Source organism: Anaerorhabdus sp. (genome assembly GCF_036637135.1).
GTDB lineage: Bacteria > Bacillota_I > Bacilli_A > Erysipelotrichales > Erysipelotrichaceae > Anaerorhabdus.
On the sequence record NZ_JAVWNC010000041.1, the window covers coordinates 1 to 20771 of the forward strand.

The following is a 20771-nucleotide window of genomic DNA, read 5'->3' on the forward strand; positions in this document are numbered from 1 at the left end:
TTCAAGTTTTATTCTTCGATTACACTTAACCCTGCATTGTGTCCACTAGTGACTGCCCATCCAAATAATGATCCACCATAGTAGATATCTCCTTCAAGACCACCAACAACTTCTCCTGCAGCATATAAACCTTGGATTGGTTCGTTCTTTGAGTTGACAACTTGCATCTTGTCATTGATCTTCAATCCACCCAATGTAGCATAATAGCGTAACCACATTTGAATTGCATAATAAGGACCATCCGTTGTGATTTCACCTTTTAATTCTCGACCATATTCATCTTTACCATTTTTAACACTTGCATCAAATTTTTCTGCCGATGTACTAAGTGATCCTTCAGGTAATGATAAACTTGTCTCTAAATCTGCCAGTGTCTTTCCCTCAATCATAACTGGATTTGATGCACCTGCATTCGCTAACCATTCTTTTACATCATCTTCGCTATAAATTTTACTACCCATCATTCCTTCATTGAATGCATTAAATGCTTCTTCATTTAGGATTAAGTAATTTGCTTTATTCACTTTCATTGCTTGAATTAAGTCGTAGGCATTTCCTTGTTCATTGGTGAAACGCTCTCCATTTTCATTAACTAAGAATGCACCACCTACACCATAAGCTTTCCCCACACCTGGGTTTGTATATTGACCTAATCCACTTGGCATCACAATACTGTTTGGTTGAACATTGATGAATTCCATATTAATTGTAGCAGCATCAACTGCTTCAGCCATTTTTAATCCATCACCTTCAGCTCCTGCAGCTCCTGCGTATACATATTCTGTTTGAATTTCTTCAGGAATCATTTCATCATTATTACCAAAACCACCTGTTGCTAAAATCACTGAATCTGCATGAATTGTATATTCTTTACCTTTTGCTGTAGCTTTAATACCTTTCACTACATTATCTTCAACAATAAGTTCAGTTCCTTTTGTACCTAAGTAAAGTGTTCCACCACCTTCAGTGAATGAGTTAGTTAAACTTGTTACAACACCAGCTCCACGCCCTTCAGCAGAGTATGTTCTTCCTCCACCTTCAGTTCGTACATAAGGTACATTTGCACCATCTTCACTTACGATCCAATCAAATGCTGCTCCTACTGTATTCACAAAGATATCGAGAGTTGCTTCATCATTGTAGTTATGACCATTCTTCATCATATCTGCTTTTAATGATTCAGGTGAATCTTCATATCCATCTTCTTCTTGCCATTTACTACCGGTTGCAGTTGTTCCAGCACCAGCCATTGCAGATGCTCCTCCTGCGATACTCATTTTTTCTACTAATATAACTTTCTTACCTTGTTGTTGAGTTGTTAATGCCGCAGATAACCCTGCAACACCACCACCTACGACAACAACATCTGTAGTTTCTTCAACTTGTTCTACTTCAGTACTACCACTTGCAGTTGAAAATTTAGAAAAATCAGCACCAGCTTGAGTCATTGCATCTTTTAATGCTGCCTTGAATCCTTCTGATGTAATTGTAGCCCCTGATACAACATCAACTTCAATTGTTTGATCTTTAACTGCTTGATCAACTAAATTAGGAAGTGCTGCTTTACCAATACCCTCTGTTTCGTTTTCATCTGTTACTTCAATGGATTTAATACTAGAGCTGTCAACAGTTACCGCAATTGTAATATCACCATGATAACCTGCTGCTGAGGCAGTATAAGTACCTGCCTTCATAGAACCTTCATTTGATGCAGGTGTACTACATCCTGCAATTAATAACAATGAAAGTACTAATGAAATAATTTTTTTCATGTCATCCCTCCGTTGTAGACGACCGGTCTACTTTTAATATGATAAGACAATTCACTTGTTAATTCAAGCACAAGTTATGAAAAACGAAAAAAAAGCTAGATTAATATCTAGCTCTTCACATTAACGTTTACCTGAATCGTAGATTTCTCCAGCTGCCTTAGGTCCAACTGCTTTACCGCTAAACACGATAAGTGCAATGATTGTAAATACATAAGGAATACAAGCGAAGAATTCTGATGGTAATTGATTTAACACTGGTATCATACTTGCGTATACACCAAGTGCTGATGAGAAACCAAAGAAGATTGCAGCGCCTAGAACTCCAAATGGATTCCACTTACCAAAAATCAATGCAGCGATTGAGATAAACCCAACCCCATGAATTGAAGCAATTGTATATTGAACACCCGATGTAAGAACCATTACTGCTCCTGCAAGTCCACCAAGACATCCTGATAGAATAACTCCTGCATATCTCATTTTATAAACATTAATACCCATTGAAGCACTTGCTTGAGGATTTTCACCACAAGAACGTAGTCTTAATCCAAATGGTGTTTTGAATACGACGAAGTATACAATGAATACTAACAAGATTGCTAAGAAAATTGTTGGATAAATATTTTTGAACATCATGTCACCTAAAATAGGAATATCAGATAAGATTGGAACTTCCTTAACTTTTGAAATACCTTTTGAAAATGATTGAGTTCTTTGTTGATTAAATATAATTTGACATAAATAAATTGTAATCCCACCTGCAAGTAAGTTTAATGCTGTACCTGCAATGGTGTGGTCAGCTTTGAAATTGATTGTAGATACTGCAAGAAGAAGCGAATATAAAGCTCCTGCAATAACACCTGCAACTAAACCAATCCAACCTGCATATTGACCTAATGCTGGGTTTGCTTCAAGAAGAACACATACTGTAGCTCCTGCGAATCCTCCCACCATCATAATACCTTCAAGTGCGATATTTACAATACCAGAACGTTCAGAGAATAATCCACCAAGCGCACAAATGATAATTGGTGCTGCAATCATTAGCACTGATGGGAACATCGAAATAATTAAACTCATTTCGCTTCACCTCCTTGCGTTTGCAAATCTTGTTTTTTCTTTTTCTTACGTGTTGTAAATTTAAGCAAGTAATATTGAATTGCATACTGTAATGCTACGAAGAATACGATAGAACTTGAAATAATATCTCCAATTTCTTTTGGAACACCATATGTTTGAAGTAATGGTTGAGCCACTTTTAATAAACCGAATAACATACCAGCAAGTGTTACACCGATGGCAGTACATCCACCAACTAACGCAACCGCAATACCATCAAATCCATAGTTATCCATCGCAACCATTACACGTCCATAACCGAATGTACCTTGTACAACGATAGCACCTGCAATACCCGCAAGGAAACCTGAAATCATAATTGATAAGATAATACTCTTATTTACTTTGATACCTGCATAACGTGCACCTTCTTTATTAAAACCTGTTGCGCGTAATGAATAACCAAAGGAAGTTTTTTCAATGATAAACCAGAACAACACGACTGCAATAATCACAATGATAAATCCCCAGTGGAAACGACTATTATTAGTTAATTGTCTAAAGAATTCACTTCCTAACATTGTGTTTTCAGGGATATTCACTGTTCTTTGTGCAGTAGATCCTGGTAATGCACGTAGGAAGTAGTTAGCACCATACAATGCTGTATAGTTTAACATGATTCCAGTAACAACTTCTGAAATATTAAATTTAGATTTTAATAAACCTGGAACGAATGCCCACAATGCTCCAGCTATACCTCCTGCAAGAATACATACAGTTGCAGCTGCAATACTTGGCATTGGTACTAAGATTGCTACCATACAACTTACTAAACTACCAACGATAACTTGTCCTTCACATCCGATATTGAACATACCTGTACGATATGCAAAACTTACAGATAAACCAGTTAAAATAATTGGCATTGTACTTACTAAGAATTCCCCAGGATAACGTAAATTGACTGCAGAACCAGCTTTCAACATATCATATCCTGTTAAACCTTTAATTAATCCAGCAAATAGTGTTGCGATGTCTTTACCTGAAACAAGCAAAATTATCATCCCAACAATAATACCTAAGCCAACTGCAATTAATGGGATTAAGATTTTTTCATTCTTCTTACTCATGATCACTTACCCCCTCAATTTTAGAACCAGCCATCATTAAACCAAGTTGTTTTTCATCAGTATCTTTTGCTTTAACTAAACCCGTAATTCCACCATTATACATAACAGCAATACGGTCACTTAAACCTAGAATTTCATCTAATTCAAACGAAACAAGTAATACCGCTTTTCCTGCATTTCTTTCACTTACAATACGACCATGAATATATTCAATAGCACCAACATCTAATCCACGAGTTGGTTGAACAACAATTAATAAATCTGGGCTACGGTCAATCTCACGAGCTATAATTGCTTTTTGTTGATTTCCACCTGACATTGAACGCGTAATCGTTTCTTTACCTTGTCCGCTACGTACGTCAAATTCATTAATTAGTTTATCTGCATATTGATCAATTTTATCAAAACTTAAAATACCATTTTTACTAAATTGTTCAGAATTATATCCATGAATTATAAAGTTTTCTTTTAGTTTGAAATCAAGAATTAAACCATGTTTATGACGATCTTCTGGAACATGCCCAATACCTGAATCAATACGCTTCTTGATTGAGAAATTTGTAACATCATTACCATTGAGTATCAATGATCCTGATGTAATTGAAGTAAGTCCAGTTATTGCTTCAACAAGTTCTGATTGGCCATTTCCATCAATTCCCGCAATACCAACTATTTCCCCAGCACTTACAGATAATGTGAAGTTTTCAACAGCACGAGTACCTCGTGAGTTCTTTACACATAAATCTTTAATTTCTAGAACTTTATTACCCAATTGAATTTCTGGTTTATGTATTTTGAAGTCTACTTCACGACCAACCATTAGTTCAGCCATTTCTTTTTCAGAAGTCTTAGCAACCTCTACTTCAGCAATCCATTTACCCCTTCTCAATACTGTACATTTATCCGCAACTGCTTTAATTTCTTTTAACTTATGCGTAATTAAAATAATTGTTTTCCCTTCGGCTGCTAAACTCTTCATGATTGCAATTAACTCTTCAATTTCTTGTGGAGTTAATACTGCTGTTGGTTCATCAAAAATTAATATATCTGCATTGCGATATAACATTTTTAAAATTTCCACACGTTGTTGCATACCTACAGTTATATCTTCAATCTTTTGAGACGGATTAATATCAAACCCATATTTCTTAGAAAGATCATCAATACGTTTAGAAGTTGTTTTAGTATCAACTGTTCCAAATCTAGTTTTAGGTTCACTTCCTAAAATAATATTTTCTGTAACTGTAAAATTATGGACCAACTTAAAGTGTTGGTGAACCATCCCAATCCCCAAATCGTTTGCAACGTTTGGATTGGTAATTTTCACTTCATTACCATTGACTTTTATGATACCTTCAGTCGGCTCATACAATCCAAACAGAATAGACATCAAGGTAGATTTACCTGCGCCATTCTCCCCCAATAAAGCATGTATAGTTCCACGCTCAACTCTCAATGTAACATTGTCGTTTGCGCGTATACCTGGGAAGTCTTTGGTTATGTTTAGCATTTCAATAGCATAATCCATTTGATACCCCTTACTAGTAAGCTAACCGCTTACAAACCTACGATAATTATACCATTAATTTATTATTTTTTAAAAAAAATTCATAAAAAAAGATACTCTTTCGAGTACCTTTTTGAAACTTAACTATTTGTTTGCAGCTCCGTTTGCAATTGTAGGAGTAGCACTTACTTCGATTTCTCCACCTTTAATCTTAGCAGCATATTCACCGATAGCAGCGATTGTTTCATCACTTAAATTACGTCCAGCAGTTAGTTCAGCACCAACTCCTTCGTTTTCAAGATTGAATACAACTGTTCCACCTTTGAATGTTCCATCAAGAATAGCTTGTGCAGCTGTTTTTGTAGAAATATCAACACGTTTAATCATTGAAGTTAAGATAATGTTCTTTCCATCAACTTCGCCGTCGTTATATTGGTCTTTATCAACACCAATAGCCCAAACGTCTCCACGTTCTTTAGCTTCTTTAATAACTCCATTACCAGCAGCTCCAGCAGCTTGGTAAATTACTGTAGCACCAGCGTCATATTGTTTAACAGCTAATGCTTGACCTTTTGAATCATCACTGAATGAATCAGCATAGTCAACATAAATTGTAGCATCTGGGTTAGCAGCTAATACACCTTGTTCGTAACCAGCTTGGAATGCTCCAATTAGGTCACCTTCCATACCACCAACGAATCCAACTGTGTTAGAACCATTAGCTTTTGCTTCAAGACCTGCAGCAACACCAACTAGGTATGAACCTTGTTCAGCATTGTAAACAGCACTCATTACATTTTCTCCAGCAGAAACTGAATCGATGAATAAGAAGTTTTTGTCAGGATAGTTAGCAGAAACTGTATCGATAGCTTCTTGGAATAAGTATCCTACTGCGATAACTAAATCAAATCCTTCATCAGCGAAAGTTGATAAGTTAGGAATATAATCTGCATCTGAAGTTGATTGTAAGTAATCAATACATTCACCTTTTTCAGTTGAGAATCCATTTTCTTCAGCGTAAGCAACTAGACCTTCCCATGCTGATTGGTTGAATGATTTGTCATCAACTCCACCAGTATCTGTTACTAAACCGATTTTAACTGGACAAGTTGTTGCAGTTTGTCCTCCGTCTGCTTCTGGTGTTGGTGTTGCTTCTGCAGGTTTGCTTGAACATCCTGCAATCATAGCACCAGTCAAAAGAAGAACTAAAGCACTTTTTAATACTTTTTTCATTTCTTTTCCTCCGTTTTTGGCTTTTTTTGCCTATAAAAATATTAACCTTTATGGTATCAATTGTCAAATAAACACAGGTGAATTCATGAAAAGATGCTGCGCTTTTTTCATGTAAATATTTATTTTTTCTTACAATATCTTAAATTGAATGAACATCATTATCATTAATGTTTAAACACTTTTTTGATACTATGTGAAACCAAAAGAAAAGACAACCGAAGTTGTCTTATTTGTTAATTCTACGATCAAGGGCTGATGATAAATCACGAGCACCTTTACCAAAAACTGAAACATTATTAAGTGATTGTTTCCCTTTATCTAATTTTTCTAGTTCACTTCGCTTAACAAGGTATCCTGTTACACGAACAACATCGTTGTTTGCAAGGTAACCAGAGAAATATCTCATACCATTGTTTAATGCACCACGAATAACATCAACAAGTGCTTCTGGTGTCTTTGTCCAAGTTTCTTCAAACTTGAAGATATCACCTACTCCTGTAGGGAAATATTTATGGAACATACATGCATGTTTAATTTGTTCAATCATTTCAGGTTCAGAACCAACAGGAATACGAACTCCTGGTGAATTCTCTCTACCATCACTGTCAATACCAACTTGAGCATGCAAACGATAACGATGATCAAATGCTGCTGCATATTTAGCTTTGTGTTTTGCAACTAAACCTTCAAGTTTATCCATAATCTTTTGACCTAATTTATCGGCTTCTGGGTTATTACCATATCCTTTAGTAGGGTCCTTGATTTTAAGTAGATTGTTTACACATTCTGCAAGTCCAACCATACCAACCATTCCAGTAAAGTTATCAAGTTGTACAAAACCTTCTGTTACTAAGAAATTAGCTTTAAAGAAGTTACTTGTTTCAACGATGAACTTAATTCGGTCATCCATGTTCTTCAAAATTAATTTTGTATAGAAAGGAAGAGTTTCCTTTAAGAACTGTTCAGGCGATTTAGCCTTCTTTGACATTTCATACATTCTTAAGCGAGGAAGAGTAAATCCACCCCCACCAATTTTAAGGCCGTTATAACATGAAGCTATTGCGAAATCTTTACCCCAATCTTTTGCATACATTCTATAATTTGCGAATGATGGCTTAGCTGTTTTCATCATACATTTAGCACATAAAACAGCAAACTCTTCACTCGTTAATTTTGGATCATATTTTAATGTTAAGTTTGGTATTGCAAGTTGCATTTCCTCTGTTAGTTCAAGAATTATTCGTCCTGTTTGGGTATCTTTAGGACCAATATCCGCATGCACAAATGAATCCGTAAGTGTACGGTCGATATGTGTTAAGAAAAGTCGTAAACATTTCTTCGCTTCTGCACGATCCATCTTTTTTACAAATGGTTCAAGTAAAATATCTAAATCGCCAAGATATACTGGGAATGTTGTGATTGATGGAACGTGTTTGTACATAATAAGCAAACTGTTGCATGCTTCCCATAAATCCTTAGGTTTAGGTAATCCTAAAAACTCACTACCCTTTTTCATAAGTATCGAGTAATCAGGACAAATATATCGTGGTCTAAATGGAGCATTACCTTCTCCTAAATCACAAATAATCGCATCTTTTTTTGCTTTTTTAAGTTCTGGGCTAAGTACAATCGTGTGATCTGTATTTTCCCCCAGTTTCGCTAATTGCACTAATTGTTGATTGTAAGTTAAAGTTGGGTCAGTAATAATCTTTAAAGCATCACTCATACGTTAATCCTCCTTCTTGATATAAACATCTCTTGGTTTTGAACCTTGTGCAGGACCAATAATGCCTCTTTCTTCTAATAAGTCAATCATTCTTGCAGCTCTATTATAACCAATTCCAAATCGACGTTGTAATAATGATGTTGATGCCTTTTGAGCATCTATGACATATTCCTTAACTTCATCATACATCGGATCGTCTTCTATTTTCAATACAGAAGTTGATTCATTGTTGTCAACACCTTCTAATCGAATGAATGCATCTTCATAATGTGGAATATCTTGACTTGAACAATATTCAGCAATTTTATGAACTTCATCATCTGTTACATAGACACCTTGTAGACGGATTGCACTAGGTTCTCCAATAGGAAGATACAACATATCCCCATTACCTAGCAAGCGTTCTGCTCCAATATGATCTAAAATTGTTCTTGAATCGATACCACTTGATACACTGAATGCTATACGTGATGGAATATTTGCCTTAATTATTCCTGTAATTACATCTGTACTTGGTCTTTGTGTTGCAACAATTAAATGAATACCTGCAGCACGTGCAAGTTGCGTAATACGTTGAATACTCATTTCAACTTCTTTACCTGCAATTGCCATTAAGTCAGCTAATTCATCAATTATAACTACGATATAAGGCATCGGTTGTAGTTTTTCATCTGGGAAACTCTTAATCTTTTCATTATACGTATCAATATTACGTACTTGCGTACGAGAGAAGATTTCATATCTTTCTTCCATCATTAGGACAACAACCTTTAACGCTCTTGACGCTTCAGCTGCATCACTAATTACTGGACCAATTAAATGTGGAATCTTTTGATATGGTGTAAATTCTACTTTCTTTGGATCAATTAATAGAAGTTTTACTTCATCCGGAGTAGTTCTTAATAAGAACGAAGTAATAATTGTATTCATACAAACTGATTTACCAGATCCTGTTGCTCCCGCAATTAATAAGTGAGGCATTTTATGAAGATTACAATAAACTGGCTTACCCATTAAATCTTTCCCTAATACAAATAAAGTTTTCACATCTTTTAATTCATTAGGTACAGTCTTAATCAGTTCAATCATTTTTACCGCAGTAGGTTCTACGTTTGGTATTTCAATTCCTACAGCATTACGTCCTGGAATTGGAGCTTCAATACGAATATCGCGAGCAGCTAATTCCATTTTTATATTATCTGAAACACTATTAATTTTACTTACTTTTACATTTGATTCTGGTTTAACTTCAAACTTTGTAACTGCAGGTCCAATATGAGTTGCGATAAGTTCTGCCTCGATATCAAAGTTTCCTAATATTTCTATTAAACGTGCTCCCTTTTCATTTGCAGCAACTTGATTCAAATTGCTACGTTGGCGAGGACCAAGAGGTTGAAGTAAATTCAGTGGCGGTAAGCGATATGGTTTACCACTACGCATTTGGCGTTCTGGTTGTGGTGTTGTAATTTCGTAATTTGCAGTAACTTTCTTTTCTTCGTGTTCCTGTACAACTTCGTTATCTTTTTTCACAACATCAACAAAAATTGATTTTTTTTGTTTTGGATCAAGTTTACCTATCATTTTAGGTTGAGGAAATATTTCTTCTTCGCTTGCTTCTTCCTCTTCAACATATTCATATTCCTCTTCATATTCTTCCCCATCCTCACGCCAAGCATTCTTTAATTCAAAGAATCCTTTTAATGAAGCTAGAGCCTCTTTAAAGCTATCTAGTGACAAGATTAATATGAGAGATAAAATGACTAGCGCTATAGATAAAATCCACGTACCTTCCTTAGCAATCAACACAGAGGTAATTGAATAAAGCAATGCACCAATCAATCCACCATAAGCTGATATAGTAGGTACTTCCTTAAAATATTCAGGTGTATTTGCAGCAAATGTTTTTAAAACATCAAATCCAACAAGATCAGAACCCACTAACGTAGCTGACCACAACAAGATGGCAAAAAGAATACATAACGATGCAATGATTGTTTTTGCATTTACGTATCCTTTTTTTCTATGAGTTAAAATCAATGTCGCTAAAATAATTCCAATTATACAAGCGGCATAATAGAAATCACCAAACAAATACCGAACCACATTGTTTAAAAATAATCCAACGATACCAAACTTAAACAATGCAATACATAAAACAACAATGAGTGCAGTACTAATTACATACATGTACAACTCTTGGTCTTTCGGCTCTTGTTTTTTCTTTTTCTTTTTTGCCTTAGCCATTGTATATCCTCCTTATTTATTCTTGAGTATTAATTTCCACAATTGCAGGTAAAATCATAGGTTTCTTACCTGTTTCTTTCATTACATATTTACTAATACGATCACGTGCATCCATACGACATGATGTATTCTCGTAACGTTTTTCTTTCACTGCATCTTTAATACAATTTTCAAGAATATTTCCAACTTCTTTCATGATGTAATCTGCTTCTTTCAAATAGATAACTCCTCTACTTTGAATATCAGGTCCACCAATAACTTCTTTTGTCTTGTGGTTAATAACAATACCAACTACGATTGCTCCATCTGTGGATAGAGTTTCTCTATCCTTTAAGACCATTCCTGTAGCATCTAGATTATCTTTACCATCTACAAATACATCTTCTAATTTAATAAAATCACTACTCTTTGATAAACGTCCATCTTGGAATAAAGCAATTTGTCCATTATCAAGTACAAGTATTTTATCTGCAGTATAACCCATATCAAGCGCAATATTTGCGTTTGTAACAAGTTGGCGATATTCACCTTTAACTGGAATATAATATTTTGGACGTAACAAATACATCATCATCTTCAAATCTTCTATTGAAGCATGCATTGAGAACATACGTTTCGCATCAACTGCACAAACACGTGCTCCCTCTTTGTATAAGTCATTTTCCATTTTAGTCGCTTCACGTTCAGTTCCTGGAACTGCAGGTGAGGCAATAATGATTGTATCTGATGTTTTGAACTCAAGCATATCATCTTCTTTAATCGCAATCTTATGCACACGTTTAAAGATGTTTGCACCATCACCAGAAATTAACACCACAACATTTTGCATGTCTTGTGTAAATTTTGATTTAGGTAATTCCAACCCTGCTGGAATATGATAATAACCTAGTTTTTCAACATCTTTTAATAATTCTCTTAATGTATCATCATAGAATAAAATCTTACGATCATATTTATTCGCAAGTTCAATAACTTCAATAATGCGATATAAATTTTGATGATACATTGTGATAATAATTCTACCTTCTGCATCCTCAAAATAATTCTCAATTAATGATGTTATACGATGATGTGGCGCAGAGTGTCCAACACGTGTTGAACCTACAGATTCTGCAAGTAAAGCTAAAACGCCTTTCTTACTTAAATCAGTAAATTGCGTAATATCAGTTCTAAATGCTTCATTTTGTGTATCATAGTCTATGATAAATTCTGATGTATACACAACATATCCTTTGGATGTTTCAATTGCCAACCCAAAACCATCTGCGATGGATTGAGTAACACCAAAAGTTCTACAGTTAATACCATTAATTTCAAATGATGAATTTCTTTGAATGCGGTGAATTTCAGCTTTTTGAATTCCTTCTTTTTTAAATCTCTTTTCCAATATTTCTGCAGTCAATGGTGCAGTATAAATTGGAACACGAATTTGTTTTACCAAATTTGGTAATGCTGCCATAACATCGTCATGACCATGTGAAATAAAGATTGCTTTAACACGATCCTTATTTTCTATTAAGTACTTGAAATCAGGAATAATCATTTCAATTCCTAATTGTCCATTTTCGGGATATTTTAGTCCAGCTTCGATAACGAAAATTGAATCGTTAACTTCAACACAGTACATATTTTTCCCGTCTTCATCTAATCCCCCAAGGGCAAAGATTTTTACAGTATCCATTATAATTTTCTCCTTTTAAACCTTTCATAAATTATACTTCAAAAGACTTTTCAATACAACGAAAAGCCCTCTTTTCAATTTATTCTTCGATGGCTTCTCCATTTAAAGACCAGCTCTTTACATCAACAATCTTAACACGAACAATATCTCCTTCGTGTATATTTTTACCCGTAAAGTTAATTAACTTATTCTCTTCACTATATCCGCTAAAAACTTGATCATTCCTTTTACTTAGTCCGTCAACTAATACTTTTACTTCTTTATTTAAATATTTTTGGTTATTCATATTTGAATATAGTCCAATTTTTTCATTTAGACGTTGTAGTCTTTCGGATTTTACATCCATCGGAACATTATCCACCATCTTTGCAGCAGGTGTTCCCTCTCTTGCAGAGTAAATGAATGTATATGCTAAATCATACTTACAATAATCAACCATATCCAATGTATCTTGAAATTGTTCTTCAGTTTCATTTGGAAACCCAACAATAATATCAGTTGAGAAAGTACAATTTGGAATCTTGGCAATAATACGATCATACAATGCTTTATATTCTTCGCTTGTATAGCGTCTACCCATAATTTTCAACATATCACTGTTTCCTGATTGAACAGGCAAATGAATTGCAGGCATGATGTTATCATGTTTGGCAATGACATCAATCATATCATCACTAAAGTCCCAAGGATGTGATGTAGTAAAACGTACACGAGGTATACCAATTTTCGCTACTTCATCTAACAAATGCGCAAATCCTGCTTCAAGACCTAAATCTTTTCCATAAGCATTTACATTTTGTCCTAAAAGCGTTACTTCTTTATAACCTTGATCCTTTAACTCTTGAATCTCTACTAAAATATCATCCATTAGACGACTTCTTTCCTTACCACGAGTATAAGGAACAATACAATAAGTACAAAATTTGTCACAACCATACATGATATTTACCCATGCTTTATGTTGCCCAAAACGTTTTACAGGTAAGTTTTCAATTACTTCACCTTCTTTTGAGTAAACTTCTACAGTTCTTTCTTTACTCATCATCGTTTGGTATAAAAGTTCTGGTAAACGATGAATGTTATGCGTACCAAAGATTAAATCCACTTGTGGATATTTCTTTAGTAACAATTGTACAATTTCTTCCTCTTGTGCCATACAACCACATAAGCCAAAGAGTAAATCTGGATTGTTCGTTTTTAACTTTTTCAACATTCCTAATTCACCTAATACTTTATCTTCAGCATTTTTTCTTATTGCACAAGTATTCAAAAGAATGAAATCTGCATCTTCTTCTTGGTCAGTTTGTGTAAATCCCATCGCAGTTAAAATTCCAACGATTGTTTCTGAGTCACGTTCATTCGCTTGGCAACCATAAGTTCTTAAATAAAACTTACGTCCTACTCCTAAGTTCTTTGTAGGTTCTGGCAACTTAAAAAGCGTGTGCTCAATTTTCACCGCTTCTCTAGTCCTTATTTTTGCGTCTTTGAAAGACGGTAATTGATAATTTCCTTTAGGCATTGTTCTGTTTCTCCTAGTCTTAAAAATACTTATGAAGTATAGCATTTTTTACTATTTTAATCAAATATCAAATGGGATAATCTCAATCGCAATCAGTTGATATATCAGCATAATAAAAACCAGATTTCTCTGGTTTTTAGAGTGTTTTATTGAGAAATTGCTGACACAGGACATGTTCCTACACATGCACCGCAATCGATACAAGTTCCACCATCACATTCAGCTTTTCCTTCTGCATCTAAACTTAAAGCTGAAACTGGACATGTTCCTACACATGCACCACATCCGATACAAGTATCTTTATTAACTGTAACTGCCATTTGAATTACCTCCTTTTTAACTGAATAAATTATACCACAAGAAAATTGATTTGTTACACAAATCATGAAAGAACCTTTATGAAATTCCCGAATTCCGCTCTCATAGAATTTGTTTCCAATAAACTCAATGCTCTTCTATGCTACCAAGTAGTTATTAATGAAGGGTAAATTCATTAACGTAGTTTTTAGATTCCTGCTTCAAGTTCATCAAAGTCTAAATCCATCATCTAACAGTGGTGGTGTTCAAAGCTTTATTGAAGACTCGCTTCATCTGTTTCCAAGAAGACGCAAAGTATTGACACTCTCTTGGTATTCTTTTTTGATATCCCCTTGATCGTCTTGCGATAATCATCGTTGCTCTTTGATGGATGGAAGCCCATATTCTCTTGTTACTTTAATCGTAGAGAACTTTCTTATAAGATGAAAAAGTAACTCTCTCACTAATAAAAAGAAACTAACACAGGTTTTACATGCGGTTAGTTTCTTTTGTTGCGACCTATAAAAATTTATAGAGCTTTTTTCTTTTTATTATAAACGATGATTCCTGCTGAACCCAATACAACAACACCTAACAATAGATAAAGATAGGTATTATTTTGTTTTGTTTCAACTTTATTCTCAACATAAATCAAAGCATAAGTAGAAAATAACTCAGTTTCGAATGTAAATTCATTCGTGACAGGATCATAGATTCCTTCTATGATATCAACTTTCCCATCATGCACCCGAACAATTTTATAGGTTCTTGGTGCATCATCCTCACCTTGAATCATTGTTTCAGGTATTTGGATAGACACTTTTACTTTACCATTTGGATTTGTAACTTTAACTGGATCTTCATTATCTAATTGTTTAAATAATGATATATCTAAATAAATACCAACAGTTTCTTCTCCTAGTGTTTCTTCGATCTTTTTCTTATCTTCTTCGTTGATTGTATTTTCAATATCTGTAATTTCAAGGAAAATCTTCGCATCGCTTCCTTTTTGAATCAATTCTATTTCAGCTTGACTAAATACAATTTTTTCTAGTTCTGTAATATCATTATTGATTTTTGTTTTAGGAGCGCCATCATTCATAACAATTTCAGCATGACTCTTATTTTCTTCAACGATTGGTGAAGGTGTTGGTGTTAAAGTTGGTTTCGGAGTTGGTTTTATAGTTGGTTTTGGTGTAGTTGTTGGAGTAGGAGTAGGAATTGGCGTTGGTTTATCTTCTACAACTGGTGGATTTGTTGGTTTCGGAGTTGGGATAACAATTTCTTCACTGTTCGCACCACCGATACCAATTAAAATAGAATATGTTTTCGTTTCACCTGCTGCGATCGTTTGATTTTGCCAAGAATATCCCATTGCAGCGTCGTATTTACTACCCGCAGAGTTTCCATTTTTGTCTATTTCTATTTTAGAGTTTGGGAGGAATGCCCAATCTTCATTGTAATTATCATACCCACTATATTTACCATACCAATAATCGGTAACACTAGTCACACCAGTTACATTTTTTCCAAAGAAATTAAATTGCGCATATTCTTCTGCAGCATTTTTATCTTCATCGGCGGAAGAAATCATTTTAAAACCAGTATTCCCATCAAAAGGTGTTATTTTGGCTTTATCATCTTTCCCAATTTGAACATCCGCTGCACTTCCTAAGGCATATTTAAAATCAGTTGTCCCCTTGTTTTTAATTGTATAAGTAATTTTAATCAATTTTCCTTCATTCACAATGTCCAAATTTATAGCGCTTGTAATATCAGTTGTAGAAATCTTAGTTTCATCACCTGATGCATCCAATTGATATAGTTCATCTTGTTCATCTTTTATATAAGTATTATATCCATTGTTATGATAGGTAGTCGCTTTCCATTTTTCATCAAATTTACCTATGATATCAAATGAAGTCGTTGTAAGTTTATATGCCATTAAACTTGAGCTATCTGTTATATATCCTATTGGACTTGCTAATTTTTTTTGACCCCAAGCTTTTACCTTATTGGTGGTAGAATTAATCTTAACAACTTGTATAAATCCTTCAGTTCCATACGGTTGAATTGGTTTATCATTAGCATATTGTATCCAATTACTAGGATTTAAAATTGAATCATATGCCGGTTTATTACTCGATTCATCATTTTGTGATACTTTATAAAAATAAAGATAATCACTTTCTATCGCTGGTAGTAGTTCAAGAAACAAGGATGATTTTTTTTGGTCGACTTTGTATCTAAATTGGATATTAATCTCTTCTAAAACCTTGGGTTTCAATGCTTCTTCAATTGAAGCTTGTCCCCAAGCGATTACTTTACTTTCTACTGCTTCTACTTTGATAACTTGAACATACTTATTATTTCCATATCCTGTCAAGAGTGTATCTGCGGTTAATTCTGTTGTCCCATTATATACAGAATCAAAAGCAGGTTGAGTCGCTGATTTATCTTCAGTCGTTAACTCGTAATAATATGCATATCCTTCCTCAACTAATTGTGCTTTAAGCAATGGTGTTACTACTCCATCTTTTTCTGAGGATTCAACAACGACTGTTAAGGAACCCATTTCAGTCGATTTGTTCATTGAAAAGTTAGATATAGTTGTTTTCGAGAATCCTGAAGATTCTTCAGACATTCCATTATTAGGTTCAACATCAATTTCTTCTAAGTCTTTCAAACTCATTGCTTCTTCAATTGAGGCTTGTCCCCAAGCAATAACTTTACGTTCTACTGCATCTACTTTGATAACTTGAACATACTTATTCTCTCCACATCCTGTCAAGAATGTATCTGCGGTTAATTCTGTTGTCCCATTATATACAGAATCAAAAGCAGGTTGAGTCGCTGATTTATCTTCAGTCGTTAACTCGTAATAATATGCATATCCTTCCTCAACTAATTGTGCTTTAAGCAATGGTGTTACTACTCCATCTTTTTCCGAGGATTCAACAACGACTGTTAAGGAACCCATTTCAGTCGATTTGTCTGTTGAATAAACAGGTACGGTTGTTATCATTAATAAAATAGATAGCATGAAACACATTAATATTTTTTTCATTTTCTCCCCTTTTAAGAATTTACTTAATGTTTTCTTTTAATAAATAATATCACACATTTATATATTTTAAATACTAATTAATGCCATATCTTAAAATAAAATCTGAATAGTTACACTAAATAAGCCATTAGTTTATATCAAGCTTAAAACTGATGAATTCGGCTTAATTATCTAAAAAAAACTTTTTTCACAAAAAAAGACAAAATCGCAATGATTTTGTCTCTTCACTTTGCTTAACCCTTACAAAAGCCTAGAATACTAATTTGTAGGTCGAATTTGAATACGCTTAATTTCAGTAGCCTTTTTTGTGTTTTCATCAATATCAATGACAACACCACACAACAAGCCTTCTCCCTTTGCAGGAGTATAATGAGTAAATTCACCATGTACTACATGAGAAATTACTTCTTCTTTATCTCTTCCAAGTATACTATCATAAGCACCACACATTCCTACATCTGTAATATATGCACTACCTTCAATAACACACTCATCAGCTGTTTGAACATGTGTATGTGTACCAACAACGACTTGAACACAATCACGATAATTGTGCCAGAATGTTTGTTTCTCTGCTGTTGCTTCAGCATGTAAATCAACAAAGTAAATATCTGCATCTACATCTTGTAATATTTTATCCATACACTCATAAGGTGTTTTTTCAACACGATCTAAGAAGATAACCCCACAAAGATTAATAATCGCAACCTTGAGTCCACATACCTCTTTAACTACTACACTTTTACCTATATCCGCTGGTAATAAATTCATTGGACGAACAAGATTTGGACATTCCACCATTGTAGTCAACAACTCACCTTTAGAAAAGGCATGATTACCTAATGTAATCACATCTACCCCAATCTCCATGAATTGACGATAAATGCGGCTGGTAATACCCTTACCATGCGCCGCATTTTCTCCGTTTAATATTGTAATGTCGATCTTTTCATCTTCTTGAATTTGCTTAAGATATTTATTGACGATTGTTCGACCAACCGACCCAACAACATCTCCCAAAAACAAGATTTTCATTATTTCGCTAATTCATTAACTCGTGTTTCACGAATCAATGTAACTTTAATTTGACCAGGATATGTTAATTCTGATTCAATCTTTTCGCGGATATCTCTAGCAATCTTAACCATTTTCACATCATCAACCTTTTCAGGAAGAACCATAACGCGTACTTCTCTACCTGCTTGGATAGCGAAGCAACGGTCAACTCCTTCAAATTGACTTGCAAGTGTTTCTAATTGTTCAAGACGGTTAACATAGTTTTCCATTGACTCATAACGAGCTCCTGGTCTTGCAGCACTTAATGCATCCGCTGCAGCAACTAAGTTAGAAATTAAGCCCGTTGGTTCAACATCACCATGATGTGACTCAATTGAATTAATAACGATTTCATTTTCACCATACTTACGAGCTACCTTAGCACCAAGTTCCATATGTGACCCATCTTGTTCAAAGTCAAGTGCTTTACCAATATCATGTAATAACCCAGCACGTTTCGCTAAAGCTTGGTTTAATCCAAGTTCAGCAGCCATCATGCCACATAAATGAGCTACTTCCATGCTATGTTGTAATACATTTTGACCATAACTATAACGATATTTAAGTCGTCCAATTAAACGAACGATTTCCTTATCAATTTTACCAATTCCAAGTTTAAAGACTGCATCTTCACCTGTTTTTTGAATTGTTTCATTCATTTCTTTTGTTACTTTATTTACTACTTCTTCAATACGTCCTGGTTGAATTCTTCCATCACGAATTAAAGTTTCAAGTGCTAAACGAGCAACTTCTCTACGGATTGGATCAAAACAACTAATCGTAATTGTTTCTGGTGTATCATCAATGATAAGATCAACTCCTGTAATTTGTTCAATTGCACGAATATTACGACCTTCTCTTCCGATGATTCTACCTTTCATTTCTTCACTAGGTAATCCTACAACGGATACTGTACGTTCAATTGTTTCCTCTTGAGCATATCTTTGGATAGCAAGGGCAATGATATTCTTCGCTTTTTCAGATGCTTTAGATTTAGCATCATCTTCTCTATCACGAATATATACCGCAACTTCTTGTTCCATTTTCTTTTCTACAACTTCCATTAATTCTTTCTTAGCATCTTGTTCACTCATATGAGCAACAGTTTCTAATACAACAATTTGATGGTCAATTCTAGCTTGTAATTCTTTTTCCATCTTTTCTAGATTATTGAGTTTTTCGGTAACATTTAAATTCTTTTCTTCAATTTGTTTTTCTTTAGTTAACAAAGTTTCATCACGAAAATTCATACTATCTTCTCTACGAAGTAGTTTGTTTTCCATCTCTTGAATCTCTGTTTTCTTTTCTTTAAGCTCTTTTTCTGCTTGTAGTTTTAGTTCATAAGCTTGTTGCTTACCATCTAAAGCTGCTTGTCTTAGCATACTTTCTGCTTTACTTGAAGATTCTTCAATTAGCAATTTTGCTTTTTGTTTTTCTCGATTTAAACCTATTTTGCTTGCAATTATCATCACGATAACTCCAAGCACCACCCCTATAACACCAGACAAAATGGACGAAATATTAAATTCAATCATAATAACTCCTCCATTATTTTTTAAAACCGAAGTAAAACTTCTCCTATATTATATATAATATTGGTTGTTTTCACAAGTAAATGTGAAAAAGTGGACATTAAATCCTTTATAAATACCCATTATTATTGATACAAAGTCTACTATTAACTTAGTAAACCATATACATTATACTCATAAATACTAAAAAATCCTTTAAATATGCCTAATTTAAAAAGAAAAGGTACCTTTTACAAGGAACCTACTAATCTCTATTTTTAATCTTTTTAAACCAAAAGAAGACAAATGCTATCGCTGCAAGAACAAAGACAATGAGCATTGCATTGGTATAGGTATCAAAGAAAACGATAACTTCTTCCCAGTTTTGACCAAGTTTTACACCTAAGAATACCAATATGACATTCCAAACTAATGTACCAATTGTTGTAAATATCAAAAACTCAGAGAATTTCATTTTAGCCATACCCGCAGGTATTGAAACAATACTTCTTACTACTGGAACACAACGTCCAAATAAAGTACCATATTTACCCCACTTCTCAAACCAGTTTAATGTCTTTTCTAAATCTTGTTTCTTGAAACCTAACCATTTACCCCATTTACTCTCCATGAACTGTTCAATTCTTTCTTGTGAGAATATAGTACCTAAATAATAAAGGAGGATAGCACCTATTAATGCACCCACTGTCGCAGCTATAACTACTCCTATTGGGGTTAATTCACTTTTTGTCGTTAGAAATCCACTGAACGTTAAAATAACTTCCGATGGAATCGGAGGAAATATATTTTCAATAGCGATTAAAAATGCAACACCGAAATAACCAAAGGTATTTATGATACCAAGTAACCATGCTTCCATTGATTTCACCTCATCTAAATCAGTCTAACATTCCCACCCTAAAAAGCAATAGATTACACCTGAATCAAATGTTAAATTTATGTTAAATA

At 34.2% G+C, this 20771-nt stretch carries 14 protein-coding genes; all 14 read right to left on the reverse strand.

All coding sequences use genetic code 11. The features are described from left to right. Window positions 1-8 precede the first annotated feature (8 nt). The 14 genes from RR643_RS08165 to RR643_RS08230 all read right to left on the reverse strand — a co-directional run bounded on the left by RR643_RS08165 (window position 9) and on the right by RR643_RS08230 (window position 20682). A complete protein-coding gene (locus RR643_RS08165) occupies window positions 9-1772 on the reverse strand; it encodes an FAD-dependent oxidoreductase (RefSeq protein WP_332482913.1) in 1764 nt (587 codons plus the stop codon). Window positions 1773-1892: 120 nt separating this feature from the next. After that, complete coding sequence (locus tag RR643_RS08170) at window positions 1893-2852, reverse strand: ABC transporter permease (protein WP_332469480.1); 960 nt, start codon at window positions 2850-2852, stop codon at window positions 1893-1895. Next, entirely contained in the window at window positions 2849-3961 is a 1113-nt protein-coding gene (locus RR643_RS08175) for an ABC transporter permease (protein ID WP_332469481.1), read from the reverse strand. The genes RR643_RS08170 and RR643_RS08175 overlap by 4 nt, the downstream gene beginning before the upstream one ends. Continuing rightward, window positions 3954-5489, reverse strand: coding sequence for an ABC transporter ATP-binding protein (locus RR643_RS08180; RefSeq protein ID WP_332469482.1), 1536 nt, complete (start codon window positions 5487-5489; stop codon window positions 3954-3956). Before RR643_RS08180 ends, RR643_RS08175 begins: the two co-directional genes overlap by 8 nt. Before the next feature lie 123 nt (window positions 5490-5612). After that, on the reverse strand, window positions 5613-6701 hold the full coding sequence (locus RR643_RS08185; protein ID WP_332469483.1) for a BMP family lipoprotein: 1089 nt from the start codon (window positions 6699-6701) through the stop codon (window positions 5613-5615). Between the two features lie 226 nt (window positions 6702-6927). Next, a complete protein-coding gene (locus RR643_RS08190) occupies window positions 6928-8427 on the reverse strand; it encodes a YjjI family glycine radical enzyme (RefSeq protein ID WP_332482914.1) in 1500 nt (499 codons plus the stop codon). 3 nt (window positions 8428-8430) lie between these two features. Continuing rightward, on the reverse strand, window positions 8431-10671 hold the full coding sequence (locus tag RR643_RS08195) for a DNA translocase FtsK (RefSeq protein WP_332482915.1): 2241 nt from the start codon (window positions 10669-10671) through the stop codon (window positions 8431-8433). A gap of 16 nt (window positions 10672-10687) precedes the next feature. Further along, window positions 10688-12352, reverse strand: coding sequence for a ribonuclease J (locus RR643_RS08200; RefSeq protein WP_332469486.1), 1665 nt, complete (start codon window positions 12350-12352; stop codon window positions 10688-10690). Window positions 12353-12431: 79 nt separating this feature from the next. Next, complete coding sequence (miaB, locus tag RR643_RS08205; protein WP_332482916.1) at window positions 12432-13871, reverse strand: tRNA (N6-isopentenyl adenosine(37)-C2)-methylthiotransferase MiaB; 1440 nt, start codon at window positions 13869-13871, stop codon at window positions 12432-12434. 146 nt (window positions 13872-14017) lie between these two features. Continuing rightward, complete coding sequence (locus RR643_RS08210; protein WP_332469488.1) at window positions 14018-14191, reverse strand: 4Fe-4S binding protein; 174 nt, start codon at window positions 14189-14191, stop codon at window positions 14018-14020. A 506-nt stretch (window positions 14192-14697) separates the two neighbouring features. Continuing rightward, window positions 14698-17235 carry a hypothetical protein gene (locus tag RR643_RS08215; protein WP_332482917.1) on the reverse strand — a complete coding sequence of 846 codons (2538 nt, stop codon included), beginning with the start codon at window positions 17233-17235 and terminating at the stop codon, window positions 14698-14700. 258 nt (window positions 17236-17493) lie between these two features. Beyond that, the gene (locus RR643_RS08220; RefSeq protein WP_332482918.1) at window positions 17494-18270 is read right to left on the reverse strand and encodes a TIGR00282 family metallophosphoesterase; all 777 of its coding nucleotides are present in this window, start codon (window positions 18268-18270) and stop codon (window positions 17494-17496) included. Beyond that, the gene (gene rny / locus RR643_RS08225; RefSeq protein ID WP_332469491.1) at window positions 18270-19826 is read right to left on the reverse strand and encodes a ribonuclease Y; all 1557 of its coding nucleotides are present in this window, start codon (window positions 19824-19826) and stop codon (window positions 18270-18272) included. Before rny ends, RR643_RS08220 begins: the two co-directional genes overlap by 1 nt. A 241-nt stretch (window positions 19827-20067) precedes the next feature. Next, the gene (locus tag RR643_RS08230; protein ID WP_332469492.1) at window positions 20068-20682 is read right to left on the reverse strand and encodes a DedA family protein; all 615 of its coding nucleotides are present in this window, start codon (window positions 20680-20682) and stop codon (window positions 20068-20070) included. Window positions 20683-20771: the final 89 nt, after the last annotated feature.